We start from the raw sequence: 26,105 nt of genomic DNA, 5'->3' as shown, positions 1-26,105 counted from the left end.
CATGATAAAAATGGTCTACACCTGGGATCTGGCATGGATTTCGGAGTAAGTTCACAGACTAAGATTTTACGAAAAAAGTTTAAGCGGACTGAATTTAAATATTTTTATATCAATCATTTATAACTTTGTGTATAAATTAAATAAATTACCCGATGAGGTAAATGCATTAAGGATAATTTAAATTAGTTTCCATCGTTTGTTACATCAGAAAATACCCCTCTAAAATAACAATGAATGTACCACCAGCCTATCGCTTATTTGAAGAAAACAGCTTTAATAATATCCATCACATTTATCTTAGCTGCTTGTCATCAATCCGACATAAACGGAAAAAACTATCCGACCCGTACGGATAGTATATTGGACCGGGCAAATTTGTTGCTGAGCGCGGGCAAAATCCACCCTTCATTACACTTTGTAGACTCAGCTTACCGGGCTTTTCCTGAAGCAGGTCCGGCCGACCTATGGAACAAGTACAATTATTTGTATAAATTTTACTTAAACGACCAACCGGATACTACAAAATGTAAGGCTTATATTGATAGTATGATATTGGTTCTAAGAGGGCGGGAAAGTCTGTATAAAACAGAATATGCCCATACGCTATTTGCCAAAGGCGATCTCCTGATGTCAGAAAAAAAATATACAGAAGCTTTTGGTTATTATTATAATGGTCGTAGCTATGCCCAAAAAAATCTGGATAGTTGCAGTCTGTCTGCGTTTACCTACCAACTGGCTATGGTCAGATATAACCAGTTGCAGTTTCGGGAGGCAATTCCCTATTTCAAGCAAACTTTAAAAGAAACAAACTATTGCGAAACAGGGACAAATTTCACCAATCGTTTTATGCTGCCGCAGAATATTATGCGCATGACCGGACTGTCTTATGCGCAGCTCGATCAAAGAGATAGTTCTATTTATTACTACAAGCGGACATTGGCATTTATAAACCGAATGGAGTCACTTTTTCCGCAAAAAAAAACCGATATTCTGATAGCCCGTGGTATGATCTATGGCAACCTGGGCGGCGCTTATATGTGGAGGAATATTGATGACAAAGCAGAATATTATTTAACGGAAAGTATCCGAATCAATGATCAGCTGGGGTTTAATAACACTGATGCTATAGGGGGCAGATTTACCCTGGCATATCTTTATATCCGTGCCTCCAAATTGGATTCGGCAGCCAGATTGATCCGCGAGATACAGAATGGATTGAAAATTATTAGAAAACCGGATATGGATGAGTATTGGGTAAACCTTTACAGCATAAAGCGAACTTATTATGATAAAGTTCCCAATGTAGATTCCGCTTATTACTACCAGACAAAATTTTTCACTTATGTTGATTCGCTTAGGAAAGCCCAAAAAGATCTCCGGAAAGCGGATATGGAAGGAGCTTTTAAAAGTACAGAACAGCAGTATAAACTAGAACTGCTAAACCGGGACGATAAACTGAAAACAGTTTACCTGCTGGCAATTATTACCTTTGCAATTATGGCGATCATAATCCTTTTGGTGATCTGGGGCAATTTAAAACGTACCAATAAAGCCAACAAACAAATCAGCGAAAAAAATACCCATATGCAAAAGGCCCTCAGCGCTTTGGAGCAAAGCCAGGAGGACAATACCCGGATGATGCGGATCGTTGCCCATGATTTACGGAACCCGATTGGAGCCATCACCTCTGTCGCCTCCCTGATGTTGGAAGAATCGGAGCATTCTGAAGATGACAGAATGATGCTGGAACTGATCAAAACGTCCGGGCAAAACTCGCTGGAGCTTGTTAGCGATCTTCTCCAGGTACATACCCGCACGGAGGAATTAAAAAAGGAGCCGGTAGATTTATATCAGATGCTATGTTATTGCATTGACCTCCTGAATTTTAAAGCTGAAACTAAGGGTCAGCAATTAATTTTAAAGGCGCTACCTGTAATTATACCACTTAACCGCGAAAAAATGTGGCGGGTAGTCAGCAACTTAATCACCAATGCTATCAAATTCAGCCCAAGTGGTTCCCATATTACAGTGCAATTATGGGAAAAACCACAGAGTGTGGTTATCACCGTACAAGATCATGGCATTGGTATCCCGATGGAAATGAGCAGTAAAATATTTGATATGTTCACAGAAGCTAAAAGACTTGGAACAGCAGGCGAACAACCTTTTGGCCTGGGACTGGCCATTTCCAAACAAATCGTTGAGGCTCATGGCGGGAAGATCTGGTTTGATAGTATGTTGGGTAATGGAACTACATTTTATGTAGAATTGCCACAGCCATAGTATGACCATAGTAGGTTCATCCATTTGCGCCTCAACGCTCACAAAGTTTTTGTTAAAAAGGTTGCCGATCTTTTCTTGCGGAAAAACTTCAGCTATCATTTTTTTTTAAAAGATGCACCAAGTAGCTGAACAATCCACAAAAACATACTTGTTTTCTTTTTTTTAGCTTTTTCTTTTATCTGTTGGAAACTGAGCCCGTGTTCAAATGTACCCTTTTCTTTTTGTATCCATCCAAAAAGGGATCAATAGTAATAATAATATTAACTGAATCACTTCTTTCTTCGTACCCGGGATTTGTTTCTTTTCGACCTTGAATGACCAGCGAGCCATCTTTACAAGATGCATTTTCTCTATGGTACCATTGGGCCTCCTTGTTTCTAATAAAACCTAATCTGAAGGTCCGCTTTTTGGTGCAGGAGCACCATTTCCGTTAAATTCATCTGGCCAGACCAATTGATAGTTCTCTGATTTGAAAGCTCGTTGAATAGCTATTGTCTGCTTATGCCTGATTAACCTAAAACCACTATATATGAATGCTGCGCTGAGGATAAGCAGGGTCAAAGGCATTGATGCCTTTCGATGATAATAGCTTAATGATTTCTGTGGGTCTATATTTATACATTGAAAATAATCCGAACTATGATCCATTCCTGATCGCATCACTTTGTTGATTTAAATACAATGCAAAAAAGAGAAGCTAATTTTTACCGGTACAAATCAGCAAAAAAGTGGGTCAACTCACCTGTAATATATTTTTTTTCTTCTGGCATTTATATTGGTTTATATCTTATTTATGACATTTTTCGGATTAAGCTAAAACACTATTACTGGCAGTTTTCAGGTCAGGCCGGATGAAAGGTGATCCATATCATTTTTAAACAACACCTTCATCATGGAACAGGCTATGGCCGCAACGGATATTTGTACTATTAAAATATCAATTATGGCAACCTTAACAGCATCTGCCCAATGGAATACCAAAGCGGCAGTAAAATCTAAATCAAATAACCTTATCAGCAAATGGACCGCTTTTATGGAAAGTCAGTCCGGAAATAAAACGCTATGGTTTCTGGTGTCCCTGGTGGTTCAGGGTGTCTTTTTTCTCCCGGTTCCGGCGGTGCTCATTTACTATTTTGACGCTCCTGTACTGGTACTGGCCGTTACACTGACGCTCTTCTTCGCGAATATTATAGCAGGCATGGGGGGCGCCGGAATCAGGACATTGCTTCGGCTTTTTGCAGCCAGTATCATCATTCATACCCTGATGGTGTTGGTCTGTATTGTATAAATGATGAAACAGTGTTTTTTTAAATAATTGCGATATGATACCTCAGAAAATGAAAGCAGCGGTGATTCATCAGTTTGGCGCACCCTTGCAAATAGAAGAAGTGGCTGTAAAAACACCGCATGCGAATCAGATTCTTGTAAAAGTGATCGCCTGCGGAGTTTGTCATACTGATCTGCACGCCTGTAACGGCGATTGGCCTGTAAAACCCAAACTTCCGCTTATACCGGGTCACGAAGCCATTGGTTATGTTGTTGCGATGGGTGCGGATGTACAAGACATTAAAGAAGGCGATATTGTTGGTGTGCCTTGGCTTCACAGCGCCTGTGGGTGCTGTGAATTCTGTATCACTGGTTGGGAAACACTATGCGGGACTCAGCAGAATGGCGGTTACAGTATTGACGGAGGTTTCGCGGAATATGTCTTGGCTGATCCCCGATACGTAGCACGCTTTTCAAAAGGCATTAATTTTACGGAAATGGCGCCGATCATTTGTGCCGGTGTTACGGTTTACAAGGGCCTGAAGGAAACAGAGGTTAAGCCTGGAGAATGGGTCGCCATTTCCGGCGTTGGCGGTCTTGGCCATTTGGCTGTTCAGTATGCGAAAGCCATGGGGATGCATGTTGCTGCCATAGATATCGCTGATGATAAACTGAATCTGGCTAGAAAACTGGGCGCCGATCTCGTAGTAAATGCGAGGGAAGAGGATCCCGGAGCCTTTCTTCAAAAAGAAACAGGAGGAATGCACGGTGTGTTAGTTACCGCGGTTTCCCCGATAGCCTTTCAGCAGGGTATTTCCGCGCTGCGCCGAAAAGGCACCATCGCCCTGAATGGACTGCCTAAGGGGAGTTTCGATCTTTCGATATTTGATACGGTATTGAACCGATATACAGTCCGCGGGTCCATCGTCGGAAACCGTAAGGATATGCAGGAGGCTATTGCATTTGCTGTAGAAGGCAAGGTGAAAGCAACAGTGCATGCCGCAAAGCTGGAAGATATCAATATGGTATTTGGTGATATGAAAAAAGGCCTGATCGACGGACGTGTGGTTCTGGAAATTGCGAAACCTTGAACTGCTCCACATTTTATATATGCGAAAAGAACTTTTACTGGTCAATTTAGGTACGCCGGACAGCCCGGCCGTTGGCGATATACGGAAATATCCGGCCGAGTTTTTAATGGATAAAAGGGTGATCGATGTTCACCCTTTTTTACGCTTTCAACTGGCGCGCGGGGGGCATTGTGTCTTTTCGCGTAACAAAATCTGCTGGGCTCTACCGGCAGGTCTGGAATGACCGGACCGGTTCTCCCTTATTGCACTTTAGTAAACTCCAACAGCAGCTGCTCAAACCGGAGCTGGGCAATGATTACATCGTTGAACTCGGTATGAGGTATCAATATCCGTCTATTGAATTGGCGTTAAATAAACTGAAATGTGCCGGTGTCAACAGTATTACAGTTATTCCGCTTTTTCCGCAATATGTTTCAACTACTACGGGCTCAGTAGTTGCCGAAGTGATGAGGGTGATAAGCCGGTGGCCGGATATTTTGCCGCTTAGTGTTAAGGGAGCGTTCTATGATCATCCGATATTCATCGATGTTTTCACAGAAAAGGTGCAGCATTACGACCGAGGTCCTTATGATCACCTGTTGTTCAGCTTTCATGGCTTGCCGGAAAGGCAGTTAAAAGCCTGTGATCCCTCGGGGACGTATTGCCTGATGCGCGCTGCGGGCGATAGTAATGGAGAAATCTGTCTGCCCGCTTGTTTAAATAGCCATACTAAATAACTGAGAGGATGGCTTGTCTGCCCACAGCCGGGTATCAAAGCACATGCAGATGTTGCGTAGAAACCGCTTACCAAGCTGGGTCACCTCTAATCCTGAAGGATCTATAATCACCAGGCCATCACTTGCCAGTGGGTGCAGCCGGATTAATACTTTTGAAAGCTCGTGGTTAGCTCCATGGAATTGTTTCCAGGAGGTATATCCTCTGCACATCATATTTAAAATTTGTTGGCGGATAACCAGGTCTGTTCCACTGAGGAGGTGCCCTTTAACAACAGGAAGATCATCCTTACGGATCATCTCCAGGTATGCTTCCACTGTCTTTGCATTTTGTGCGAAACCATACCATGAATCACTGATAGCCGAAACTCCCAAGCCGATGAGCAATCGGGTATGCTGTGGAGTATAACCCATGAAATTCCGGTGCAGGGTACCCTGTTTTTCAGCACGAAACAATTCATCCTCAGGCAACGCAAAGTGGTCCATGCCAATCTCCCGGTAGCCATGGTTAATGAGTAAATTCCTGCCGGTTTCCTGTAGTTTACCCTTCATTTCCGGATCAGGAAGATCGTCTTCCGTAAATTTACGCTGGCCGGGTTTTATCCAGGGCACGTGCGCATAGCTGTAAAAAGCGATCCGGTCCGGTTTTAGTTCAGCTACTGTGCTCATGGTTTTGACCAGTCCTTCTATTGTCTGCAATGGCAGGCCATAGATCAAATCATAATTAATGGACGTATAGCCGATTCTCCGGGCTTGCAGTGTAACCGTCTGCACCTGTTCAAAGGTCTGCCGCCGATTGATGATCAATTGTACCTGAGGATCGAAATCCTGAATGCCGAGACTAAGCCTGCGGAAACCCAGACCGAATAAAGTCTGGAGATGGTCCACTGTAGTGTTCGCCGGATGTGCTTCAAAACTAAAGTCCGCATTTTTGTGGATATGGACGTCCCTCAACAAGCCGTCGATCAGCTTATGCAGGTTGTGCACGCTAAAAAATGTGGGTGTACCGCCGCCTAGGTGTATTTCCCGGATAACGGGTGTTTCTTTGAGAATGTTGCGGTATAATTGCCATTCCTTTAATACCGCAGCGATATAAGGTTCTTCAACCCGGTGATTTTTGGTGATACGCGTATTGCAGCCGCAATAGGTGCATAAATTTTCGCAAAAAGGGAGATGAATATATAAACTGATACCGGATGCTTGATTACTTTCATCAAAAGAAAGCTTAACGGATTTTGTCCAGGATGCAGTGTTAAAAGAATTACTGTCCCAATAAGGCATCGTCGGATAACTGGTATAGCGCGGCGCCGCGACATTATATTTAGCGGTGAGTTTTTTTAATCTGTTTTCCATAATTCAGGAATGAACGGAATCTTCGGGTTTGGGTGTTTTGTTACATTCATGGGAACAGGCGCAAGCCTTCCCCACACATTTATTTTGCTGCCAGAGGTCCAGGCTTTTGATAGTTTGATCGGCGATCTCCTGCAAAGCTTCTTTGGTTAAATAGGCCTGGTGTGGAGTGATCAATACATTCGGGAAACTCATCAGCTTCTGTAGTAAAGGATCTTTAACCATGTCCTGCTGATGGTCCCCGAAAAACAGGCCATTTTCAAATTCATAAACATCCAGACCGAGGTAACCCAGCTTTCCGCTGTTCAGGGCCGAAAGGATATCCGTTGTATTTAACAGTTCCCCTCTGGCGGTATTGATCAGCATTACCCCATCTTTCATCTGGCTAAGTGTTTTCTCCCGAATCAGGTGTTTGCTTAAAGGAGTAAGTGGAACGTGAAGGGAAATAATATCAGAATTGTTTAATAAGGTTTCCAGGGCAACTGGTTTTACAAAACGGTTATGATGAACGGTGTTGACATCATAACCAATAACATGACAACCCATGCCATGATAGATCGCCGCCGCTGCCTGACCGGTTTGCCCCATACCGATGATACCGACGGTTTTTCCTGAGAAGTTGAAACCGATTAGTCCGTCATTGGAAAAGTTAAATTCATGACCCTGCAGATTGGCTTTAATCAAATGGCGGCTGAGTGCAAGGGCCAGCGCGATGGAGTGTTCGGCAATCGCTTTCGGTGAATACGCCGGGACACTGGCTATTTTGATACCATGTCTTGCGGCTGCCGCTTTGTCGATATGATCTGTGCCGGCGGACCGGGTAATGATATATTTGACCCCCAGCATCGCGAGTATATCAATAACGGTACGGGAAACATCATCATTAATAAATACGATCACCGCGTCTTTGCCTTCCGCGTAAGCGGCCGTATCCGGGCTTAGTGGGTTTGAAATGAGCGTAATGTCGTGTTTTTTCTGGTTGGCTTTTGCCAGATATTCCTTTTCAAATGGCTTGATACTATAGGCTACCGCTTTCATCTGTTATCGTTTATGAAAACAAAATTACCCTTAAGCCCACAGGCCCAGTATGAGCGGCGTCAGCAATAATAATGATTTGAGTCAGTTTTTCATTTTGGCCAGTTTCTCCGGATTAAGAACCTGGATAAGGCTACCTTTCTTCTCAATTAACCCTTCCTCTTTAAAATCGGACAATGTGCGGCTTACGGTTTCCGTCGCCATTCCTGCCATGGCGGCGAGGTCTTCACGCGTAATTTTAAACCCATCCTTCTCACTGCTTTGCTGCTTGTACAAGCGCGACAGCGCTTCGGCCATACGTTTTCGGACAGAATGATAGGCCAATTGCATCAGTTGATCTTCCTTATCCCGAATATCATTGGCCAGCAGTTTAATAAATTCACGTGCTACTTCCGGGTACAAATGCAGTAATTGCTCCAACTGGTCTTTGGGTATCAGACAAAGCGTGCTGTCTTCCAGAGCCGTTGCTGTGTCGGTATAAACTTCATTGGATAACATCGCATTGACACCCAGATACTCGTCTGCACCATAAATCCCGGTCATTAGTTCACGGCCGTCTTCGGCTAGTTTAATCGTTTTGATCTTTCCACCGGTGACCAAGTAAAGGCCATTACCTTTATCGCCATCATAGTATATCACCTGATTTTTTTTGAATAGCCTGACCTTACGTTCCTGGATGATCTTTTTAAGCTCTGCCAATCCATCGTTTTTTCCGATCAGGTTGTTTAAACGGTCCAGAGATTTACTGTAAAAATTCTTCTGTACCTCCTGTTTCTTCAGCCGGCTTTCGATCGCGTTCAATAAGTCCATGTCATCAAAGGGCTTGGTCAGGTAATCATCCGCGCCCATCTCCATACCTTTTCGAAAGTCTATCCGTTCAGCCTTGGCTGTTAAGAATATAAAGGGTATAGCGCTGATTTCTGGATTCTTATTCAGCATGTATAAAACACCATAGCCATCCAGCTCGGGCATCATGATATCGCATAAAATAATATCAGGAGGATTTTTAAGTGCGAGTTCCACGCCAGTTTTGCCATTGTTGGCATCAGTTACCTCGTAACCGGCCAGTTCCAGTATTTCAACCACGTTCTCGCGGATGTCATTATTGTCTTCAATAATCAATACTTTTTTGCTCATGATATTGGAAATTTAATGGTGAATATGGTGCCTTTGTTGATGTCGCTTTTAAATTCGATCTGGCCGTTCATCAGGTTGGCATAGCGCGCGACGATATTCAAGCCTAATCCGGTTCCCGGGATATTGCCAGTGTTATGTGCCCGAAAAAATGCTTCGAACATGTGTTTCTGATCGGTTTCCGGTATGCCAATTCCATTATCTTTGACTGCAATCAGGCAAAATTGTTCATTGACCTCTGTGTTAAATTCTATGAAAGTATTTTCTCCCGAGTATTTAATTGCGTTGCCGATGAGATTGATCACGCAGTTCCTGATTAAGTTTTGATCTAGGATAGCGAGGCTGCTGATTCCGGTATGCTGGTAAATAATGCTTTGATTTTGTTTGGCCACCATTTGCATTTCTTCAGTAATTTCTTCCGAAAGTTTAACCAGGTCGAAAGCCTCGAATGAAGGGGTTACTTTTCCGGCTTCCAGCTTTTCCAACGATAGAAAATCATTCAGGATAGCCGTAAGGTTGCCGATTGCAGTTTTTATTTTGGTTACGTGCTTGCCGATGTTTGGATTATCAAAGGGCTGTGCATATTTTTCTATTAAGGAGGATGACAACTGTATGGCACTTAGCGGTGTGCGGAACTCATGAGATGCCATGGATACAAACCTGCTTTTTAACTGCCCCAGTTCTTTTTCTTTTTCCAGGGAAAGACTTACTTCTTCTTTGGCCTCCTGCAAGGCCTCAACTGTTTTTTTTAGCGATAAGGTTCGTTCCTCAACCAATTCCTCCAGATGGGCGGCATACTCCTTTAATTGTTCTTCCGCTTCCATCTCGCGGCTAAGGTCATGGATAAAGCCGGCATAGATCTTTCTCCCCGAAAAAGGTACATCGCTCACGCCCAGCTTAAATGGGAACGTGGTACCGTCTTTACGCAAGCCCGTCACCACCCGTCCAATGCCGATGATATGCGGCTCGCTTGTGCGCTGATACCTATTGATATATTCATCATGCTGTTCCTTGTAAGGCGGAGGCATTAAGGTAGAGATATTTTGTCCGATTACCTCTTCCGGGCTGCAAAGGAATAACTTGCAGGCGGCGGGGTTGATCGTTTCTACGATACCTCTTCCGTCGATCGTAATGATACCATCAATGGCGTTTTCAATGATTGCTTTTAACAGGGCGGTGTTTTCCATATGCTGGTTTTATCAAATACTGATTGTGATCACAAATATTGGCAATCGAAACCGGATAAAATATAATTGTTTTCACGCAAAAAAGTGACGATGGTCATTTTTTTACTCCCGCCATTTTACATAAGCCATAATCAATACAAAGGTGACCGGGATCACCTTTGTATTGAACGGCCGTCATTTATCCGGCGATGGGTTGATCGTAGCTTAGTCCCAATTTAAAGCGTGTTTAATCAGAAATCATGACAACTCCGTCTGGCTCCTATATATTAACGATCAATTGTGGCTCTTCGAGCCTGAAATTCAGCTTGTGGAAATCCCAAACCTTCGCTATGAAATTGTATGGATCTGTTGCGCTTTCCGGACCGCAGGAACGGTGTTTCCGCATTCATGATAAGGACGGACAAATATTGCAAAGCCACCCGATAAAGCATGACAATATCCGATCAGCTGTTCTGGAACTCACGGTCTGGTTGCTCAATAATAAGAGGCTATATCCGCTTGTTGCGGTAGGCCACCGTATTGTACAGGGTGGTCCCGATCACCGCGCTCCGGAAATCATTACGGAAAAGTTACTGAAGACTTTACAGAAACTCATTTACCTGGCGCCGAATCATCTCCCAGATGAAATCCGCACTATCAAGATTTTTCAAACTGCGTTTCCAGCTATTAGACAGGTGGCCTGCTTCGATACTTTTTTTCACCAGGATATGCCGACTTGTGCTAAATATTACCCATTACCGGAAGTCTACAAAAAGCAAGGACTGATCAGATATGGTTTTCATGGACTTTCTTATGAGTATATTATCACAAAGCTTGCTGAAAAAGATCATGCCTGGCTGAAAAAGAAGATCATTATCGCCCATTTGGGTAATGGAGCCAGTATCACCGCTGTTAAAAACGGGATCAGTATAGACACGACCATGGGACTGAGCCCGGTTGGCGGCCTTATTATGGGCAGCCGTTCCGGGGACCTCGACCCCAGCGTTCCGTTATATTTATTGAAACAGGAGCACTTGACTCTTGACGAACTTGACGATTTACTGAGCAAAAAATCAGGCCTACTGGCTATCGCCGGAACGGGTGACATGCAAACTCTATTACGGCATCGAGAAGATGATACAAAAGCACAGGAAGCTATTACGCTGTTCTGCTACCAGGTAAAAAAGAACATCGGGGCCTTGGCCGCCGCGATGGGGGGCCTGGACTTGCTGGTATTTACCGGCGGAATAGGGGAGAACTGTCCGCTTATCCGGGAATATAGTTGCAATGACCTCGGTTTTTTAGGTATTTCCATTGACAGACAGTTAAATCAAGGTAATCACAGGCTGATTTCCGGGCCATCAAGCAAGGTAAAAGTGCAAGTGCTGGCGACGGACGAAGAGGCCATGATCGCCCAACATACCTATCCATTTATAAAGAATCAATAATCAAGCATCAATATCATGAGCACATTATCATTAAAAGAACTGACCAATATACATGCTTACTGGCAGGCTGCCAATTATCTAGCAGCTGGACAGATTTATTTACAAGAAAACCCGCTATTAAGGGAACCTTTAAAGCCAGGAGATATTAAACCGCGTTTGCTTGGCCATTGGGGAACCTCGCCCGGATTGAACCTCATTTATGTCCATTTGAACAGACTGATCAAAAACACCGGTGCCAATGTACTTTATGTTTGCGGGCCTGGCCATGGCGCCCCGGCTATTGTCGCCAATACTTATTTAGAGGGTACTTATTCGGAGGTTTATCCCGAGGTTGGGCAAAATGAACAGGGTATGCGGCAATTATTCCGGCAGTTTTCGACACCGGGAGGCGTGCCCAGCCATGTTGGTGCCCATGTACCGGGCTCGGTGCATGAAGGCGGTGAGTTGGGATATGCGTTGGGTCACGCCTTTGGAGCAGCCTTTGATAACCCGGACCTGCTGGTAGCCTGCGTGGTAGGCGATGGGGAGGCCGAAACCTGCCCACTGGAAGGTAGCTGGAAATCGATAGCGTTTCTGAACCCGGCGAGGGATGGAGCAGTTTTACCCATACTTCACCTGAATGGTTACAAAATATCCGGACCAACAGTGCTTGCCCGGATGAGCAATATGCAGTTGACCCAGTTGTTCTCTGGTTATGGCTATGATGTGCTCTTTGTGGAGGGCGATATCCCCGCAGCTGTTCATCAGCAAATGGCCGGAACGCTGGACGAGGCTTACAGGAGGATTAAACTGATTCAGGAAAAGGCCAGGACTGGTAACACAGCACCTGTTCAATGGCCTATAATCATTTTAAGAACGCCAAAAGGCTGGACAGGACCAAAAGAGTGGAAAGGTGTGCCGATTGAGGGGACCTTCAGGGCACACCAGGTACCCTTGACCGGGGTGAAGGAAGATCCGGAAAAACTGAAGCTGCTTGAATCCTGGATGCGCAGTTACCGGCCCGAGGACTTGTTCGATACAAAAGGAAAACTAATCCCTGAACTTGCAGTTCTGGCGCCGAAAGGTGATAAGCGTATGAGTGCATTGCCTGTTGCCAATGGAGGAGTGTTGCTCAAAGATCTCCTGTTGCCTGATTTTAGGTCATATCAACTGGAAATAACGGGTCCAGGTGAAACGCAAGCGGAAAGCACCCGTAATTTGGGTAAATATCTCCGGGATGTTTTTACGCTTAATAAAGACGCTAAGAACTTCAGGCTATTTTGCCCGGATGAAACTACCTCCAACCGCCTCGAAGCAGTTTTTGAAGTAACCAACAGGTGCACCCAGGAGCAGATTTTTCCGAAAGATGATAAACTGGCGACAGACGGCCGGGTGATGGAAGTATTGAGCGAACATTTGTGTGAAGGCTGGCTGGAAGGTTATCTGCTGACCGGAAGACATGGCCTATTTCCTTGCTATGAGGCTTTTGTCACCATCGTAGATTCCATGGTGAGCCAGTACGCTAAATGGATCAAGACATCGCGTGAACTGCCCTGGCGCAAACCCGTAGCCTCCCTGAACTATTTATTGACTTCCCATACCTGGCGACAGGACAACAATGGTTATAGTCATCAGGGGCCTGGTTTTATAGACACCGTAGTCAATAAGAAAAGTTCGGTGGTCCGGATCTATCTGCCGCCTGATGCCAATACGCTTTTATCAGTAATGGACCATTGCCTGCGCAGTAAAGATTACGTCAATGTAGTAGTAGCAGGTAAACAACCGGAATTACAGTGGCTATCTATCGACGACGCTGTGGAACATTGCGCCAGAGGGGCCTCGGTCTGGAAATGGGCAGGTAATGATCACGGGCAGATTCCGGAGGTTGTATTGGGATGTGCCGGTGATGTGCCGACACTGGAAACGGTTGCGGCAGCACAACTATTAATGGATCATTTTCCGGACCTGAGGGTCAGGGTGGTCAATGTGGTGGACTTGATGGCCTTGTCTCCAGTGGCTTATCATCCGCATGGAATGAGTGAGGAATTATTCAGCGAATTGTTTACAAATACGGCTCCGGTTATTTTCGCGTTCCACGGTTATGTACGCATCATTCATGACCTGGTGCACGGACGGCCGGATCCTGCCCGTTTTCATGTACGCGGCTTTATAGAAGAAGGTACCACAACTACACCTTTTGATATGGTGGTATTGAACCAGATGAGCCGTTATCACCTCGCCATGGAAGCTGTAAAAAGGGTGTCACGAATGCACCTGCAAACAGATGGTTTTATCAACTTCTGTGAATCCAAATTAAAGGAGCATCACAACTATATCTGCGCTTACCTGGATGATATGCCCGAAATTAAAAACTGGAAACTGGACCGGCACTGAAACAGGGGTAGCAAAATGATTACTTCTTATAAATAGCCTGACCTCAAACAATTCTTTACGTGACAAGGATCATTTAATTGCCGGGGCATTATAGCAAATTTTACGACATCAGAAATTCAACCAGATACGTTATGAAAACTATTATCGTCCTCAATGACAATTCGCCCGCTGACATTCATGCGGCTGCATTTGCCACCATGATAGCCAGAAAGATCCGGGCAAAAATGGTGATTTGCCATACCTCAAAAGTACGGGAACAGAAACGTGAAAAAGTAAGAATTGGAACAGATCTTTACATGGACCATCATGAGCGTCTTGAAAACAATGCATTGGATAAAACAGGAGAGCCAGGTCGTTTTGAAACCGATAATAGCCCGATAATCGAAGAAATAATGATTGCTGATTTCAACATCCCCGGCTTTGTGGAGATGGTTAATAAGGATCAAATATATATGATCATCAAGGGTTTGCCTCATGAGGTAAAACAGAAAAATATCAAAGAGAAACTCGATGCTTATTGCTTATTAAATAGGGTACGCTGCCCGTTGCTGCTGATCCCGGAGAGCTGGCCCCTAAAGGATCTGGAACGTCTGGTATATATCGCGGACCTGCGTTATTGTCGCTTAGTCGTTGTTAAATATCTGGCTGAACTGGCCAGATCTATCTGTGCGAGCTTAACGATATCCCATTTGTCTGCTAAAGGGTTACCGCCTATTATGGAACCTTATGCGCAAACCTTATTTGAAGAAACAGTATGTTCACCTATCGATTATGATCAAGTGTTTTTTAATAACATTATGGAACGTGACCTGACCAAAGCTGTAGATGTGATGATCAACGGCATGCATAATGACCTGATCGTTCTGGTCAATCACCGCTTTCATTTTGAGCAGATTATAGGTGACTATGTAGGGCATTCCCTACCTGCACATATCGCCGTACCGCTGATGATTTTTCCCTATTGATCAAACCATGGAAAGCATCACAGATACTGAAATAAAATTCTGGCAGTTGGATATGGAAACAGCCTGTCACCGGTTGTCCGCTGGCCTTAAGGGTTTGTCAGATCAGGAAGCTGGGATGAGATTGCGGCAATACGGCCCCAATACGATCAGGAATCATCCCAAAACATCAGTTCTCCTTTTGTTCCTGACGCAATTTAAAAACCCGGTTACGCTATTGCTGATCGCGGCGGCTTTACTCTCGGCAGGCTTGGGTGATGTGGCGGATACGGTAATCATACTGACCATTGTCCTGATCAGCGGTTTTTTAGGTTTCTGGCAGGAAAAAGGAGCAGCGGATGCGGTTAAGGGACTGTTAAAACTCGTACAACTGCATTGTGATGTACAGCGAGGGGGGCAGCTTAAAGTCATCCCTGTGGAAGAAGTTGTTCCTGGGGACCTGGTCACCTTAAGTGCCGGTGACTTTATACCGGGGGACTGTTTACTGGTGGATTCACAGGAGTTATTTGTGGATGAAGCGGCATTTACAGGCGAAAGTTTTCCGGTTGAAAAGAGTTACGGCGCCGTTACCGCCACCGCGCCTATGGCCGGGCGCAGTAATGCGCTGTTTATGGGATCCCATGTGATCAGCGGTAAGGCCAAAGCTTTGATTGTCCAAACTGGGGCCCGGACGGAATTTGGTAAAATATCGGCAGAATTAATGAACCAGATACCCGAAACCGATTTCGAAAGAGGCATCAGGAAATTTGGGTATATGCTCATGGAGATAACCTTACTGCTCGTTATCATCATATTTGCCGCGAACGTGCTGCTTCATAAACCTGTACTGGATTCTTTTTTATTTTCCCTGGCGCTGGCTGTTGGGTTGACGCCCCAGTTATTACCCGCCATTATCAGTGTGAATTTAGCCACGGGAGCCAGGAGAATGGCCAGTCAGCAGGTGATCGTCAAACGGCTGTCGTCTATCGAGAATTTTGGAAGCATGAACATTTTATGCACCGATAAGACCGGGACTATTACTGAAGGAAAGGTAACCCTTGGTGACAGCCTTGATTGTAATGGCAATCATAGTGACAAGGTGTTGCATTATGCCTGGCTTAATGCAGCGATGCAACAAGGTTTCCATAATCCCATTGATGAAGCAATTTGCGCGTTATGTACAAAAACGGAGAATGATTATCGGCTCATAGCTGAAATTCCATATGATTTCATCAGGAAAAGGTTGACTGTTCAGCTTAGGAATGAAAATACTCATATCGCGGTAACCAAAGGCTCACTGCAGGGCATTTTAGCCCTGTGTAGCCAGGCGGAGACAGGTGAGGGAAAGTACGTTGGTATCCGGGAAATGGAAAGGGTGCTTAATGAACAGTATACGAAGTTAAGCGAAGCGGGTTACAGGACATTGGGCCTGGCCTACAAGTCCATTGACAGAGGGCATATCATTACCAGGGAAGATGAGTGTGACATGATCTTTTTAGGCTTTATTACCTTGTTCGACCCGCCGAAAACAGGAATTTACGATACGATTAAAAATCTGAACGAACTTGGTGTCCGGCTGAAAATAATTACCGGTGACAATGCCCTGGTAGCTAAAAGCCTGGCCTTGCGAATCGGTATCGGGCAACCCCGGTTGCTTACCGGGTCCGCGATACAAAAAATGAGCAATGCTGCATTAGCTCACCAGGCGCCATTAACAGACATATTTGCTGAAGTGGAACCTAACCAGAAAGAACGGATCATCATGGTTTTAAAGAAAGCCGGGCACGTAGTTGGATTTATGGGGGATGGTATCAATGACGCTCCGGCTTTACATGCAGCCGACGTAGGCATTTCCGTGAATACTGCGGTGGATGTAGCTAAAGAGGCGGCTGATATTGTACTGCTCAGCCAGAACCTTAACGTACTGCTCGAAGGGATCCTGGAGGGTAGAAAAACCTTTGCCAATACCATGAAGTATATTTTTATGGCCACCAGCGCGAATTTTGGGAACATGTTCAGTATGGCAGGAGCTTCCTTGTTTTTGCCTTTTTTGCCGTTATTGCCAAAGCAGGTACTTCTGACCAACCTGTTAACAGATTTTCCCGAAATGGCGATCGCGACAGACCGGGTAGACGATATTAATATCCGGACGCCGCAACGCTGGGATATGAGATTTATCCGTCGCTTCATGGTCATCTTCGGATTGTTAAGCTCCATTTATGATTATCTCACTTTTGGCGTATTGTTGCTGCTTATTCATGCCAATGAGAAAATATTTCAAACGGGCTGGTTCACTGAATCCGTGATTTCGGCGATCCTGATTGTTCTGATTGTTCGTACACGCTTTCCTTTTTTTAGAAGCATACCAGGGAAATACCTTTTTATTGCAACAATAATGATCCTTTTGACGGTATTGACGTTGCCTTTAACCTCTTTTGCTGCCTGGTTTGGTTTTGTTCAGTTACCCTTTACTTTTTATAGCTGGATGTTATTAATCATCATTTGCTATATGCTTAGCGCTGAGCTCGCTAAATATTGGTTTTACAGGGGGGCGGCATCTTTTGAAAAAGCAGCGTTTTAACCTGTTTTAATTTTTGCGTTATGAATCAAACTGAAATTCGTTTCCTGGAAGGTCCGCATTCGCGCTTACAGGAATTGAAATTTACTTTACAGACCATGATTGATCTCATCCATGGTTTGCGGGCCTTGCATTTTATCGGTCCCTGCATTACTATATTTGGTTCCGCGAGGTTCAAAGAAGATCATCCTTACTACCAGATGACACGGCGTGCAGGTGCCGCATTTGCCAGCTTAGGTTTTACTATTTTAACCGGCGGCGGGCCAGGGCTAATGGAGGCTGCCAACCGTGGAGCAAAAGACGTCGGTGGGCGTTCCGTGGGCTGCAATATACAACTGCCGGTGGAACAGCTACCCAATGCATATCTTGACAAGTGGGTGTATATGAAGCATTTCTTCCTGCGTAAAGTATTGCTGGTGAAGTACTCATTTGCTTTCGTGGTGATGCCTGGTGGATACGGAACCCTGGATGAATTCTTTGAGGCGCTGACTCTGATACAAACCCATAAGATCCATAATTTTCCGGTTATTATTTTTGGTAAGGAATATCATCGGGAATTGCTTGAACACATTGCTGTAATGAAAAACGATAAGACTATCAGTGACCCTGATACGCTCCTTTATCTGGTGACCGATGATATGGACGAAGCTGTAAGCCTGATCAGGGAAAAAAGTATCAGGCAATACGGGTTGAAACCCAAACGCAGGCAAAAACCCCGCAGATGGCTGTTGGAGAATGATTGATATCAGGAGACGGAATCGCTTATAGAATCAGCCAGTATAAAGGACCCCACAGCATATGGGAACTTGTTTTAACCAGACATTTTTGACCGATATAGCATGTGTTTCTTAAATCCATCTTATTGCAAATGATCATGAAAGAAAGTGAACAACCATTGGAGTATGACGCGTCATCGCTGGCAGGGGTAAAAAAGAAGTTTGAAACTTTATTGGCCAGGGAAAGGGAAGTAAGCCGCTTAAAGGGCCAGATGGTTTCCATCGCGTCTCATGAATTCCGAACACCGTTAAGCAGTATCCAATTATCTGCCTCCATGATCGAGCATTATTTTGACCGGCTTGACCGCGCCAAGATATTTCACCACCTGAAAAAAATTATACAGGCCGTACAGGATATGACCGCTGTACTCGACGATATTCTATCATTGGAAAAAATAGATTCAGGCAAGATTCCATTAAATAGGAGACATTTCGACCTGGCTTCCCTTGGTAGAGAGATTTTGGATGAAATGCAGGGCCTGACGAAAAAGAACCAGCAACTGCAACATCGTCATGATGGGAAGGAGAGCAGTGTTTATCTCGATCAAAATCTTGTCAGACACTGTATTACGAACCTGATTTCAAACGCAATTAAATACTCACCGGAAGCCGGCGTTATTGAACTAATAACCGGCTTAACAGAACGGTTTATCGACATTCAAGTAAAGGACGATGGCATTGGCATCCCCGAAAATGAACAGGTCCGGCTATTTGAAACATTTTTTCGGGCCAGTAATGTAAAGGCTATACAAGGCACAGGTCTGGGCCTGAGCATTGTTAAACGTTATGTGGAACTAATGGAAGGGAGCGTCAGTTTTACCAGCACGGAAAATAAGGAAACAATATTTAAGCTAAGATTTCCAAGGGGAATGAATGATAGGGATCAGCCCATTAAATGATATTCATCACAATTGGTGCGCCCGGCTACTGCGATATTAGCATATGCAATTATCTTTCCAAGAAACACAAATACATATTTTATAATTGAAAGCAAGCACTCACTGTTAACTTAATTTTGAAAAAATACCCCATGGATCCTCACACCAAACAATTACAGTTATTAAAGTTAGTAGACGAAATTGAGGGGTACGCCATTTTAGTTCTAGATAAGAGGGGAAATATTGAGACGTGGAATAATGGTGCGGAAAAGATCAAAGGTTACAAGGCTGAAGAAGTTATCGGACGGCATATACGCATTTTTTACACAGACCTCGATTTAATGATCAGCTTGCCGGAAAGACTTCTGGAGGAAGCCGCACAGAAAGGGACGGCCTACAATGAAAGCTGGCGGGTAAGAAAAGATAAAACAATGTTTTGGGGTTCCGTAACCATTACAGCCTTACACGATGACGACGGTAACATAACTGGATTTGCCAAAGTAACCCGGGATCTTACCGAGAGAATGCTCACAGAAACAACCATACGGCAACATGCAGAGGATTTGGAAATTAAGAATAAAGAGATTGAGCAATTTGTTTACATCGCTTCTCATGATCTCCAGGAACCCTTGTTTACCGTGACCAGTTTTATTGAGTTCTTTCGGACGGAATACGGCCATTTGCTTGATGAAAATGCCAACACCTATTTGAATTTTATAGTCCAGGCAGCCGACCGGATGAAAAACCTGATCAAAAATTTGTTGGACTATTCACAGCTGGGTTCAAAAAAGAAATTGGCCAAAATTGACTGCAAGCAGCTTTTGGATACACTGACCGTAGATTTAGATAGTCAGATCAAAAAATCGGGTGCTAAAATACATTACGGGAACCTGCCGGTTATTAGGGGGTATCCGACCGAATTGAGTCAGTTATTTCAGAATTTGATCAGTAATGCCATTAAGTTCCGGGATAAAAAGGAGTCTCCCGAAATTGAGATATCTGCGCTAAAAGAGCATGATGGCTGGCATTTTAAAGTAAAAGATAACGGGATTGGTATAGACCCCAGGTTTCAGGAAAAGATCTTTTTGATCTTTCAACGCCTGCATGGCCGGCATGAATATGAAGGAAACGGAATAGGTCTGGCTCATTGCAAAAAAATAGTCGAGTTACATGGAGGAAAGATTTTCGTAGAATCCAACCAGAGCAAGGGGAGTTCCTTTGTTTTTACTATTCCGTTCAAACCAAATTTAATTACAGTATGAAAAAATACCAGGGGCTTGAAGGCATTCTTTTAATTGATGATGATCTTCCGACAAATTTTATACATAAAAAAGTTATTGAGAAGGCATCCATTGAGGCCGTGGTGAAGTCTGTTACAAATGTAGAGGAGGCGCTTGATTTTATCACTTATTCAGGTATTTATGAAGATACCTCGGATATTCCAAGGCCGGGACTGATCTTCCTGGATATCAATATGCCCGGATTAAACGGATGGGATTTTATGGACGCCTATCGCCAATTGGATAAACGTTTTAAAGCGACAGCGGTTATCATAATGCTAACAACTTCGCTTGATCCTGACAATAAGGAATTAGCATTGATCGATAAAGAGGTCGTAGTCTTTTTGAATAAACCGCTGAAACCCGAAATGGTTACCACCCTGGTCAATAGCTATTTTAAAGAAATTTCAGATTAGTGAAGATTGGGATACAGTTATTTAAAGCGCCGGTAATTACCGGCGCTTTTACTTTTTAAGGGACTTGGTTGATATTAATGCCGATGATCAAAAATTAGGGTGAGCGCTATCATTATTTAAGAAATAGTCTTCGTCGATCTTTATATCATAATTCAATGTTATGGAAACCAGAGTTAGCCAATATTTATTATCCATAGGAGTGGTAATACTAATCGCATTCAATCTGCAAAATTGCAATGCCCAAACAAGATTTGCACAAAAGACCGGGACTCTTGCGCCTGATACAGGATTGAGCCTGGAGATCAACAAGCAGGTTCAGGCTGGGCGCCTCGATGTCCAGCTATATTATCCAAAGTCTGTTCATCGCTTTTATCAGCAAAACGGATTTAAACCTGCCTGGATCAAACCGCAAAGCGAGACTGGGCCAGCTTGGCAAACCATGCTGATGCTGGATTGCGTATTACAGTTCGGGTTGTCACATGCCGATTATCACCCGCAGGAACTGCTATATAGTCGCCTGCATGACATATTGGATACTCCAGGGAAGGTAAAGCCAGATCTTCAGGCTCGTTTCGATATCATACTTACTGATGCGGTGATCACCTTAATGAACCATTTGCACTACGGCAAATTAAATCCGGAATTTTTAGCAGGCCGCATAGATAAGGGGGTGGGCAATGGCTTTGAAGCAGCTTCTTATTTATACAGAGCGTTGAAAGAAAAAGATGTTATGGCCGCCATTGCCCATGTTCAGCCTAAAGCAAAAGAATACACTGCTTTACAATACCAGATGCATTTGCTGGAAGGGCTTTACCAGGGTGATTGTTATGAAATACCGGAAGAGAAAGTAAGAAAGATCGCCATCAATATGGAACGTTTGCGCTGGGCCAATACTGAGGATAGTGTTTATGTTCAGATCAATATACCCTCTTACAGCTTAAAACTAAGTCTACCGGATTCTACCTATCAGTTCAAAGTGATCGTAGGTAAGCCGGAAAACCCCACACCCACATTGGTAAGTAAGATCGTTTACTTCACCACTGCCCCGGAATGGAAGATCCCCGCCAAAATATTCCGGCAGGAAGTGCTGCCTAAGGCACTGGCCGATAATGTATATCTTGAAAATAGTCATTTCGCGATCTATGATCACCAGGGAAACTATGTGGAACCGCTTAAAATCAATCTGGCAAATGTCAAACGCAACCCGGATCTGTATTATGCCAGGCAGTCCGCTGGATGTGACAACGCATTGGGCCTGCTCGTTTTTCGTTTCCCTAATGTTTATGATATATACCTCCATGATACCCCTGAGCAAAAACTTTTTAGACAAAAAGAAAGAGCGCTGAGCCATGGCTGCATCCGGGTTGAGCAGGCAGAGAAATTAGCGGCTCTTTTATTGAAAAATGATGGTTCAGCTACAAAGATCGCGGCATTGCATAACGGGGTAGTTAAATACCTCAAACAGGATATTTATCTGAAAAAACCTGTTGCCATCAAGATCACTTACCTGACCTGCGAGATAAAAGAAGGAGAATACATCACTTATAATGATATTTATAACCTTGATAAGAGTCTGGAGATGGCTTTGTATGGTGTAGATCAGCCCTTGAGTATGCGATAAAGAAATTAGTTATGGGATGTTAGATAAGGCTATACTTCAGGAGTGATCCGGTAAAAATGCTTATTATAACGCTGTGATATTTTTTCTACAAGACCAGCGTCTACTAACTTTTTCAGCCTGGTATTAAATGAACTGATGCTCATGTTGCTTCCTTGATCTTTCATTCCAAACCAAAGTGTTTCCGCATCTTTTGCCTCGTTAACACGCTTTATATATTCAAATATTTGGGTATTTAGACGATCATGATTTTCCTGCTGCTTGGTAATTCGCGATTTAGAAGATCTGTATTGAGGGTTGATCATCATAGATTAAACTGTATGTTCTACGATTATTTGATGAAATAATCAGGTCTCTCGCCAATTTAGTTGACAAATTTGAAGCAAATCTGAAGTTGTGTCCCGTCAATAGTTTTCGGTTTTTGACTCCACATCAATCGGAGAGAATTCCCGAACTGGTTTTGGCCGGTTACTTGTGTTTTATCATCTCAATGGCCGATCAATCTTGTTAAAATTCGTTAAACGAAGGCATTTTCATGCCAACTACAGAATCTTCTGATATTATTGTTCCTGAAGCGATGTGAAGGCTTCCGGCATATCAAACTACTTAGCTGGAATATCGCTGTTGTGTCTCATTTAAAAATATATAAAAATGAAACTATTAACTGTCTTTCTTTTCCTATTGACAAGCAATCCTCCTACATGGCTCGGCGATTTTAATAAAGCGCAAACTGAAGCGGCAGCGGCACATAAACTAATCCTGGTTAATTTCTCCGGATCTGATTGGTGTGGCCCATGCATAAGATTGAGGAAGGAAATCCTGGAATCGGAAAAATTCAATGATTTTGCTACAGATCACCTGGTGTTGGTTCGTGCCGATTTTCCCAGACAAAAGAAAAATCAACTGAGCAAAGAACAGGTAAAGCTGAACGAAGCTCTGGCCGACAAATATAACCCCGATGGTAAGTTCCCTTTTACCCTATTGGTTGATGAGCATGGTAAAGTATTAAAGGAGTGGGACGGATACCCTGATGAAACGCCTGATCAATTTATTAATCAAATCAAACCTTTTGCGAATGCCAGTCATTGAAACGATAGAAAAAGCACGAATCGTGCATAAGCGAATCCTGAAATTGATGGGAAACAGGTTCGAGATCAGCGTGGTTAGCGATGATGTGGATTGGGCAAATAGCCGTATCGATATGGCTGTTGTCGAGATCAACCGTATTGAAAAGCTACTGACAACTTTTAGCGACGATAGCCAAACCAACCAAATTAATGCAGCAGCCGGTATCAAACCAGTGAGAATAGATCTTGAAGTTTACCAGTTGATAGAGCGTTCGCTGAAAATATCTCAGCTTACTCAGGGTGCATTTGATATTACCTATGGTTCTATCGATAAAAGCCTTTGGAATTTTGATATTAACATGAAAACGTTGCCAGATGCTGAAACTGCACTTCAATCCGTTGGACTGATCAATTACAGGAATGTCATTCTTGATCCTGATAACACAACGGTTTTCCTAAAGGAGAAAGGTATGCGCATAGGCTTTGGGGGAATAGGGAAGGGCTATGCGGCTGATCGTGCCAAAGTTGTGCTGCAACAAAACGACGTAAACAGCGGGATCGTGAACGCAGCCGGTGACTTGATCACCTGGGGAACCCAACCCAATGGCAACCCCTGGACGATTGCTATTGCCGACCCCGATAAGCAGATGACGCCGTTTTCTACACTTAATATCAGCAATATGGCCATTGCTACCTCGGGTAATTATGAAAAGTATGCTATTATCAACGGTAAAAAATATTCGCATACCATCGATCCCAAAACTGGCTTACCGGTAAGCGGGATCAAAAGTGTAAGCATTATCTGTCCCAGTGCCGAGTTTGCTGATGCCATGGCCACACCGGTAACGGTGATGGGTATTCGCGTGGGGCTTGATCTGGTAAACCAACTACAACAACTCGCCTGCGTCATTATTGATGACGATAACCGGCTTTACACGTCCAGAAATATAAACGTTAAAAATTAACACATGAAAAAATTACCCCTGATTAAATTATTGCTGGCCGGCAGTATACCTGCTCTTGGATTAAGCTCATGTTCATCGGTAAAAGCATATCAAAAAAACAGGTTAAACGACGCGGAGATGGAGCTTTCTGCCCGTAAGTCACAGAAGTTTGAACAAAGTTTCCAGTTATATCGCGAAGGCGGTTCGGGGGCTAATGGCGGAAAAAGCGGTGGTGGCTGCGGATGTAACTAAAAACGCGGCTTTACATGAGAAAAATATACCTATGTGTTGCCGCCCTATATTTAGGGATAGTTGCTTCACATGCGCAAACCAAAACATTACCGGTTAAGGACAGCAGTAACTATGAAGCCCGCAGACTTAAAATTGAAGAGATCAACATCATCTCAGCGTACTATCATCAGGATGGTAATAACTCTGCGGTTACCGGCGGTATCGGTACTGAAAAGTTGACCGACTTTGCCAACACCTTTGATCTGCAATTATCAAAATATGGTGCCAGCGGTAAAAAGCACACTTTTACATTTGAACTGGGCGTAGATCATTATACTTCGGCATCTTCTGACAAGATTGACCCGAACAGTATCTCCTCCGCCTCCAGGCAGGATACCCGCGTATACCCATCTTTGAACTGGACGGTTTCAAACGACAAAACCGGTAATGCTTTCGGATTTACAGGCTCTTATTCGCATGAGTTCGATTATCAGTCTTTTGGTGGTGGAATAAATCTTACACGGGTGTCTAAAGATAAAAATACCCAGTTTGATTTTAAAGGAATGGTTTTCCTGGATACCTGGAAGGTGATATTGCCTGTTGAACTGCGACCGCCAGGCTACGGTTCAGGATCAGATCGTGAAGGTAAAGGGCCGGTTGATCACAGCCCCCGTAATTCATTTAGTGCTTCGTTTTCTTTGTCTCAGGTACTCACCTCAAGGCTGCAGGCCTTACTGATCATCGAGCCTTCCTATCAGCATGGTTTGCTGGCCACTAAATACCAGCGTGATTATTTTACCGATGGATCTGAGAGGGTAGAAAACCTGCCGGGCAGCAGGTATAAGCTCCCTATAGCGATACGGTTTAATTACTTCCTGGATGATCATTTTGTGATCAGGACATTTTACCGGTATTATATGGATAACTGGGGTATACGCGCCCATACCGCAGAAGTGGAAATACCTGTTAAGCTAACTTCATTTGTATCGATTAGTCCTTATTATCGCTATAATAACCAACAGGGTACGCGCTATTTTGCACCATATGGGCAACATAATCCTGCGGATACCTATTATACAAGTGATTATGATCTGTCTACCTTACACAGCAATTTTGTTGGGGCTAATATCAGGTTATCTCCGCCAACTGGTGTGTTTGGCTGGCAATATTTCAATTCGCTGGAGATCAGGGCTGGCCACTATATGCGTTCTACCGGCCTGAATTCAAATATTGTAACCCTGGCTATGAAGTTCAAATAGGGTATTGGTATTCAAATAGAAGATTAATCGCAGCAAAAGCTTAGGTAATCCATTGAAAACCATCAGGGATGTTGTAATTAATATGACTGATGGTTTTTCTGCTAAATTGGTTGCTCGAAAACGATTAAGGATGACCTCCTCCCCCGTTGATCATATCGGAAATAATACCCTTATTACTCTTATGCTCGGCTAAAAAAACACCGACAAGATGAACAAAGATAAAGGCAAGTATCAGGTACATACAAAAGCCATGGACTT

General features: G+C 43.8%; 23 protein-coding genes. 18 read left to right on the top strand and 5 right to left on the bottom strand.

The window, feature by feature from the left end:
- Positions 1-234 precede the first annotated feature (234 nt).
- The 5 genes from FHW89_RS10050 (at position 235) to FHW89_RS10030 (ending at position 5,356) form a co-directional block, all read left to right on the top strand.
- The gene (locus tag FHW89_RS10050; RefSeq protein WP_172334916.1) at positions 235-2,283 is read left to right on the top strand and encodes a HAMP domain-containing sensor histidine kinase; all 2,049 of its coding nucleotides are present in this window, start codon (positions 235-237) and stop codon (positions 2,281-2,283) included.
- Between the two features lie 943 nt (positions 2,284-3,226).
- Positions 3,227-3,571: a hypothetical protein gene (locus FHW89_RS10045; RefSeq protein WP_172334915.1), complete on the top strand. Its 345-nt coding sequence runs from the start codon at positions 3,227-3,229 to the stop codon at positions 3,569-3,571.
- A gap of 34 nt (positions 3,572-3,605) precedes the next feature.
- Positions 3,606-4,640, top strand: a complete 1,035-nt coding sequence (adhP, locus tag FHW89_RS10040; RefSeq protein ID WP_172334914.1) for an alcohol dehydrogenase AdhP — start codon at positions 3,606-3,608, stop codon at positions 4,638-4,640.
- Between the two features lie 19 nt (positions 4,641-4,659).
- Entirely contained in the window at positions 4,660-4,863 is a 204-nt protein-coding gene (locus FHW89_RS10035; protein WP_172334913.1) for a ferrochelatase, read from the top strand.
- Positions 4,766-5,356 carry a ferrochelatase gene (locus FHW89_RS10030; protein WP_172334912.1) on the top strand — a complete coding sequence of 197 codons (591 nt, stop codon included), beginning with the start codon at positions 4,766-4,768 and terminating at the stop codon, positions 5,354-5,356. The genes FHW89_RS10035 and FHW89_RS10030 overlap by 98 nt, the downstream gene beginning before the upstream one ends.
- Here FHW89_RS10030 and hemN read toward each other — a convergent pair.
- The 4 genes from hemN to FHW89_RS10010 all read right to left on the bottom strand — a co-directional run bounded on the left by hemN (position 5,336) and on the right by FHW89_RS10010 (position 10,059).
- Positions 5,336-6,706, bottom strand: coding sequence for an oxygen-independent coproporphyrinogen III oxidase (gene hemN / locus FHW89_RS10025; RefSeq protein WP_172334911.1), 1,371 nt, complete (start codon positions 6,704-6,706; stop codon positions 5,336-5,338). The two genes, FHW89_RS10030 and hemN, sit on opposite strands and share 21 nt — an antisense overlap.
- A 3-nt stretch (positions 6,707-6,709) precedes the next feature.
- Positions 6,710-7,741 carry a 2-hydroxyacid dehydrogenase gene (locus FHW89_RS10020; protein WP_172334910.1) on the bottom strand — a complete coding sequence of 344 codons (1,032 nt, stop codon included), beginning with the start codon at positions 7,739-7,741 and terminating at the stop codon, positions 6,710-6,712.
- Between the two features lie 81 nt (positions 7,742-7,822).
- Positions 7,823-8,875, bottom strand: coding sequence for a response regulator (locus FHW89_RS10015; RefSeq protein WP_172334909.1), 1,053 nt, complete (start codon positions 8,873-8,875; stop codon positions 7,823-7,825).
- Complete coding sequence (locus FHW89_RS10010; protein ID WP_172334908.1) at positions 8,872-10,059, bottom strand: PAS domain-containing sensor histidine kinase; 1,188 nt, start codon at positions 10,057-10,059, stop codon at positions 8,872-8,874. Before FHW89_RS10010 ends, FHW89_RS10015 begins: the two co-directional genes overlap by 4 nt.
- Positions 10,060-10,298: 239 nt before the next feature.
- On the opposite strand from FHW89_RS10010, the gene FHW89_RS10005 reads away from it, so the two are divergent.
- The 9 genes from FHW89_RS10005 (at position 10,299) to FHW89_RS09965 (ending at position 22,349) form a co-directional block, all read left to right on the top strand.
- Positions 10,299-11,486 carry an acetate/propionate family kinase gene (locus tag FHW89_RS10005; RefSeq protein WP_172334907.1) on the top strand — a complete coding sequence of 396 codons (1,188 nt, stop codon included), beginning with the start codon at positions 10,299-10,301 and terminating at the stop codon, positions 11,484-11,486.
- 15 nt (positions 11,487-11,501) lie between these two features.
- Positions 11,502-13,859 (top strand): phosphoketolase, encoded by a 2,358-nt coding sequence (locus FHW89_RS10000; protein ID WP_172334906.1) that lies wholly within the window; start codon positions 11,502-11,504, stop codon positions 13,857-13,859.
- Positions 13,860-13,990: 131 nt separating this feature from the next.
- On the top strand, positions 13,991-14,824 hold the full coding sequence (locus FHW89_RS09995) for a hypothetical protein (protein ID WP_172334905.1): 834 nt from the start codon (positions 13,991-13,993) through the stop codon (positions 14,822-14,824).
- A 7-nt stretch (positions 14,825-14,831) separates the two neighbouring features.
- Positions 14,832-17,381 carry a magnesium-translocating P-type ATPase gene (gene mgtA / locus FHW89_RS09990; RefSeq protein WP_172334904.1) on the top strand — a complete coding sequence of 850 codons (2,550 nt, stop codon included), beginning with the start codon at positions 14,832-14,834 and terminating at the stop codon, positions 17,379-17,381.
- Between the two features lie 20 nt (positions 17,382-17,401).
- On the top strand, positions 17,402-18,121 hold the full coding sequence (locus FHW89_RS09985) for a TIGR00730 family Rossman fold protein (protein WP_172334903.1): 720 nt from the start codon (positions 17,402-17,404) through the stop codon (positions 18,119-18,121).
- 131 nt (positions 18,122-18,252) lie between these two features.
- On the top strand, positions 18,253-19,053 hold the full coding sequence (locus FHW89_RS09980) for a sensor histidine kinase KdpD (RefSeq protein WP_172334902.1): 801 nt from the start codon (positions 18,253-18,255) through the stop codon (positions 19,051-19,053).
- 131 nt (positions 19,054-19,184) lie between these two features.
- Entirely contained in the window at positions 19,185-20,294 is a 1,110-nt protein-coding gene (locus FHW89_RS09975) for an ATP-binding protein (protein ID WP_172334901.1), read from the top strand.
- Complete coding sequence (locus tag FHW89_RS09970) at positions 20,291-20,728, top strand: response regulator (protein WP_172334900.1); 438 nt, start codon at positions 20,291-20,293, stop codon at positions 20,726-20,728. Before FHW89_RS09975 ends, FHW89_RS09970 begins: the two co-directional genes overlap by 4 nt.
- Before the next feature lie 160 nt (positions 20,729-20,888).
- The gene (locus FHW89_RS09965; protein ID WP_172334899.1) at positions 20,889-22,349 is read left to right on the top strand and encodes a L,D-transpeptidase family protein; all 1,461 of its coding nucleotides are present in this window, start codon (positions 20,889-20,891) and stop codon (positions 22,347-22,349) included.
- Between the two features lie 29 nt (positions 22,350-22,378).
- Here the strand turns inward: FHW89_RS09965 and FHW89_RS09960 are convergent, their stop codons facing one another.
- Complete coding sequence (locus tag FHW89_RS09960) at positions 22,379-22,654, bottom strand: hypothetical protein (RefSeq protein ID WP_172334898.1); 276 nt, start codon at positions 22,652-22,654, stop codon at positions 22,379-22,381.
- 343 nt (positions 22,655-22,997) lie between these two features.
- Between FHW89_RS09960 and FHW89_RS09955 the strand changes: the two genes are divergently transcribed.
- From FHW89_RS09955 to FHW89_RS09940, 4 genes are read left to right on the top strand one after another with little or no spacing between them, the layout of a single operon-like run.
- Positions 22,998-23,435, top strand: coding sequence for a thioredoxin family protein (locus FHW89_RS09955; RefSeq protein WP_172334897.1), 438 nt, complete (start codon positions 22,998-23,000; stop codon positions 23,433-23,435).
- The gene (locus FHW89_RS09950; RefSeq protein WP_172334896.1) at positions 23,422-24,378 is read left to right on the top strand and encodes an FAD:protein FMN transferase; all 957 of its coding nucleotides are present in this window, start codon (positions 23,422-23,424) and stop codon (positions 24,376-24,378) included. Before FHW89_RS09955 ends, FHW89_RS09950 begins: the two co-directional genes overlap by 14 nt.
- A 3-nt stretch (positions 24,379-24,381) precedes the next feature.
- Positions 24,382-24,609, top strand: coding sequence for a DUF4266 domain-containing protein (locus FHW89_RS09945; protein ID WP_172334895.1), 228 nt, complete (start codon positions 24,382-24,384; stop codon positions 24,607-24,609).
- Positions 24,610-24,623: 14 nt separating this feature from the next.
- On the top strand, positions 24,624-25,847 hold the full coding sequence (locus tag FHW89_RS09940; RefSeq protein ID WP_172334894.1) for a DUF3570 domain-containing protein: 1,224 nt from the start codon (positions 24,624-24,626) through the stop codon (positions 25,845-25,847).
- Positions 25,848-26,105 lie beyond the last annotated feature (258 nt).

This window comes from Mucilaginibacter sp. SG564, from assembly GCF_013149275.1.
GTDB lineage: Bacteria > Bacteroidota > Bacteroidia > Sphingobacteriales > Sphingobacteriaceae > Mucilaginibacter.
This window is presented reverse-complemented; position numbering and strand designations above follow the sequence as displayed.

What these genes read in the sequence shown, in the direction of transcription:
- FHW89_RS10050 (WP_172334916.1), top strand. Translation starts at nt 235, where the DNA reads ATGTACCACCAGCCTATCGCTTATTTGAAGAAAACAGCTTTAATAATA.
- FHW89_RS10045 (WP_172334915.1), top strand. Translation starts at nt 3,227, where the DNA reads ATGGCAACCTTAACAGCATCTGCCCAATGGAATACCAAAGCGGCAGTA.
- adhP (WP_172334914.1), top strand. Translation starts at nt 3,606, where the DNA reads ATGATACCTCAGAAAATGAAAGCAGCGGTGATTCATCAGTTTGGCGCA.
- FHW89_RS10035 (WP_172334913.1), top strand. Translation starts at nt 4,660, where the DNA reads ATGCGAAAAGAACTTTTACTGGTCAATTTAGGTACGCCGGACAGCCCG.
- FHW89_RS10030 (WP_172334912.1), top strand. Translation starts at nt 4,766, where the DNA reads ATGTTCACCCTTTTTTACGCTTTCAACTGGCGCGCGGGGGGCATTGTG.
- hemN (WP_172334911.1), bottom strand. Translation starts at nt 6,706, where the DNA reads ATGGAAAACAGATTAAAAAAACTCACCGCTAAATATAATGTCGCGGCG.
- FHW89_RS10020 (WP_172334910.1), bottom strand. Translation starts at nt 7,741, where the DNA reads ATGAAAGCGGTAGCCTATAGTATCAAGCCATTTGAAAAGGAATATCTG.
- FHW89_RS10015 (WP_172334909.1), bottom strand. Translation starts at nt 8,875, where the DNA reads ATGAGCAAAAAAGTATTGATTATTGAAGACAATAATGACATCCGCGAG.
- FHW89_RS10010 (WP_172334908.1), bottom strand. Translation starts at nt 10,059, where the DNA reads ATGGAAAACACCGCCCTGTTAAAAGCAATCATTGAAAACGCCATTGAT.
- FHW89_RS10005 (WP_172334907.1), top strand. Translation starts at nt 10,299, where the DNA reads ATGACAACTCCGTCTGGCTCCTATATATTAACGATCAATTGTGGCTCT.
- FHW89_RS10000 (WP_172334906.1), top strand. Translation starts at nt 11,502, where the DNA reads ATGAGCACATTATCATTAAAAGAACTGACCAATATACATGCTTACTGG.
- FHW89_RS09995 (WP_172334905.1), top strand. Translation starts at nt 13,991, where the DNA reads ATGAAAACTATTATCGTCCTCAATGACAATTCGCCCGCTGACATTCAT.
- mgtA (WP_172334904.1), top strand. Translation starts at nt 14,832, where the DNA reads ATGGAAAGCATCACAGATACTGAAATAAAATTCTGGCAGTTGGATATG.
- FHW89_RS09985 (WP_172334903.1), top strand. Translation starts at nt 17,402, where the DNA reads ATGAATCAAACTGAAATTCGTTTCCTGGAAGGTCCGCATTCGCGCTTA.
- FHW89_RS09980 (WP_172334902.1), top strand. Translation starts at nt 18,253, where the DNA reads ATGAAAGAAAGTGAACAACCATTGGAGTATGACGCGTCATCGCTGGCA.
- FHW89_RS09975 (WP_172334901.1), top strand. Translation starts at nt 19,185, where the DNA reads ATGGATCCTCACACCAAACAATTACAGTTATTAAAGTTAGTAGACGAA.
- FHW89_RS09970 (WP_172334900.1), top strand. Translation starts at nt 20,291, where the DNA reads ATGAAAAAATACCAGGGGCTTGAAGGCATTCTTTTAATTGATGATGAT.
- FHW89_RS09965 (WP_172334899.1), top strand. Translation starts at nt 20,889, where the DNA reads ATGGAAACCAGAGTTAGCCAATATTTATTATCCATAGGAGTGGTAATA.
- FHW89_RS09960 (WP_172334898.1), bottom strand. Translation starts at nt 22,654, where the DNA reads ATGATGATCAACCCTCAATACAGATCTTCTAAATCGCGAATTACCAAG.
- FHW89_RS09955 (WP_172334897.1), top strand. Translation starts at nt 22,998, where the DNA reads ATGAAACTATTAACTGTCTTTCTTTTCCTATTGACAAGCAATCCTCCT.
- FHW89_RS09950 (WP_172334896.1), top strand. Translation starts at nt 23,422, where the DNA reads ATGCCAGTCATTGAAACGATAGAAAAAGCACGAATCGTGCATAAGCGA.
- FHW89_RS09945 (WP_172334895.1), top strand. Translation starts at nt 24,382, where the DNA reads ATGAAAAAATTACCCCTGATTAAATTATTGCTGGCCGGCAGTATACCT.
- FHW89_RS09940 (WP_172334894.1), top strand. Translation starts at nt 24,624, where the DNA reads ATGAGAAAAATATACCTATGTGTTGCCGCCCTATATTTAGGGATAGTT.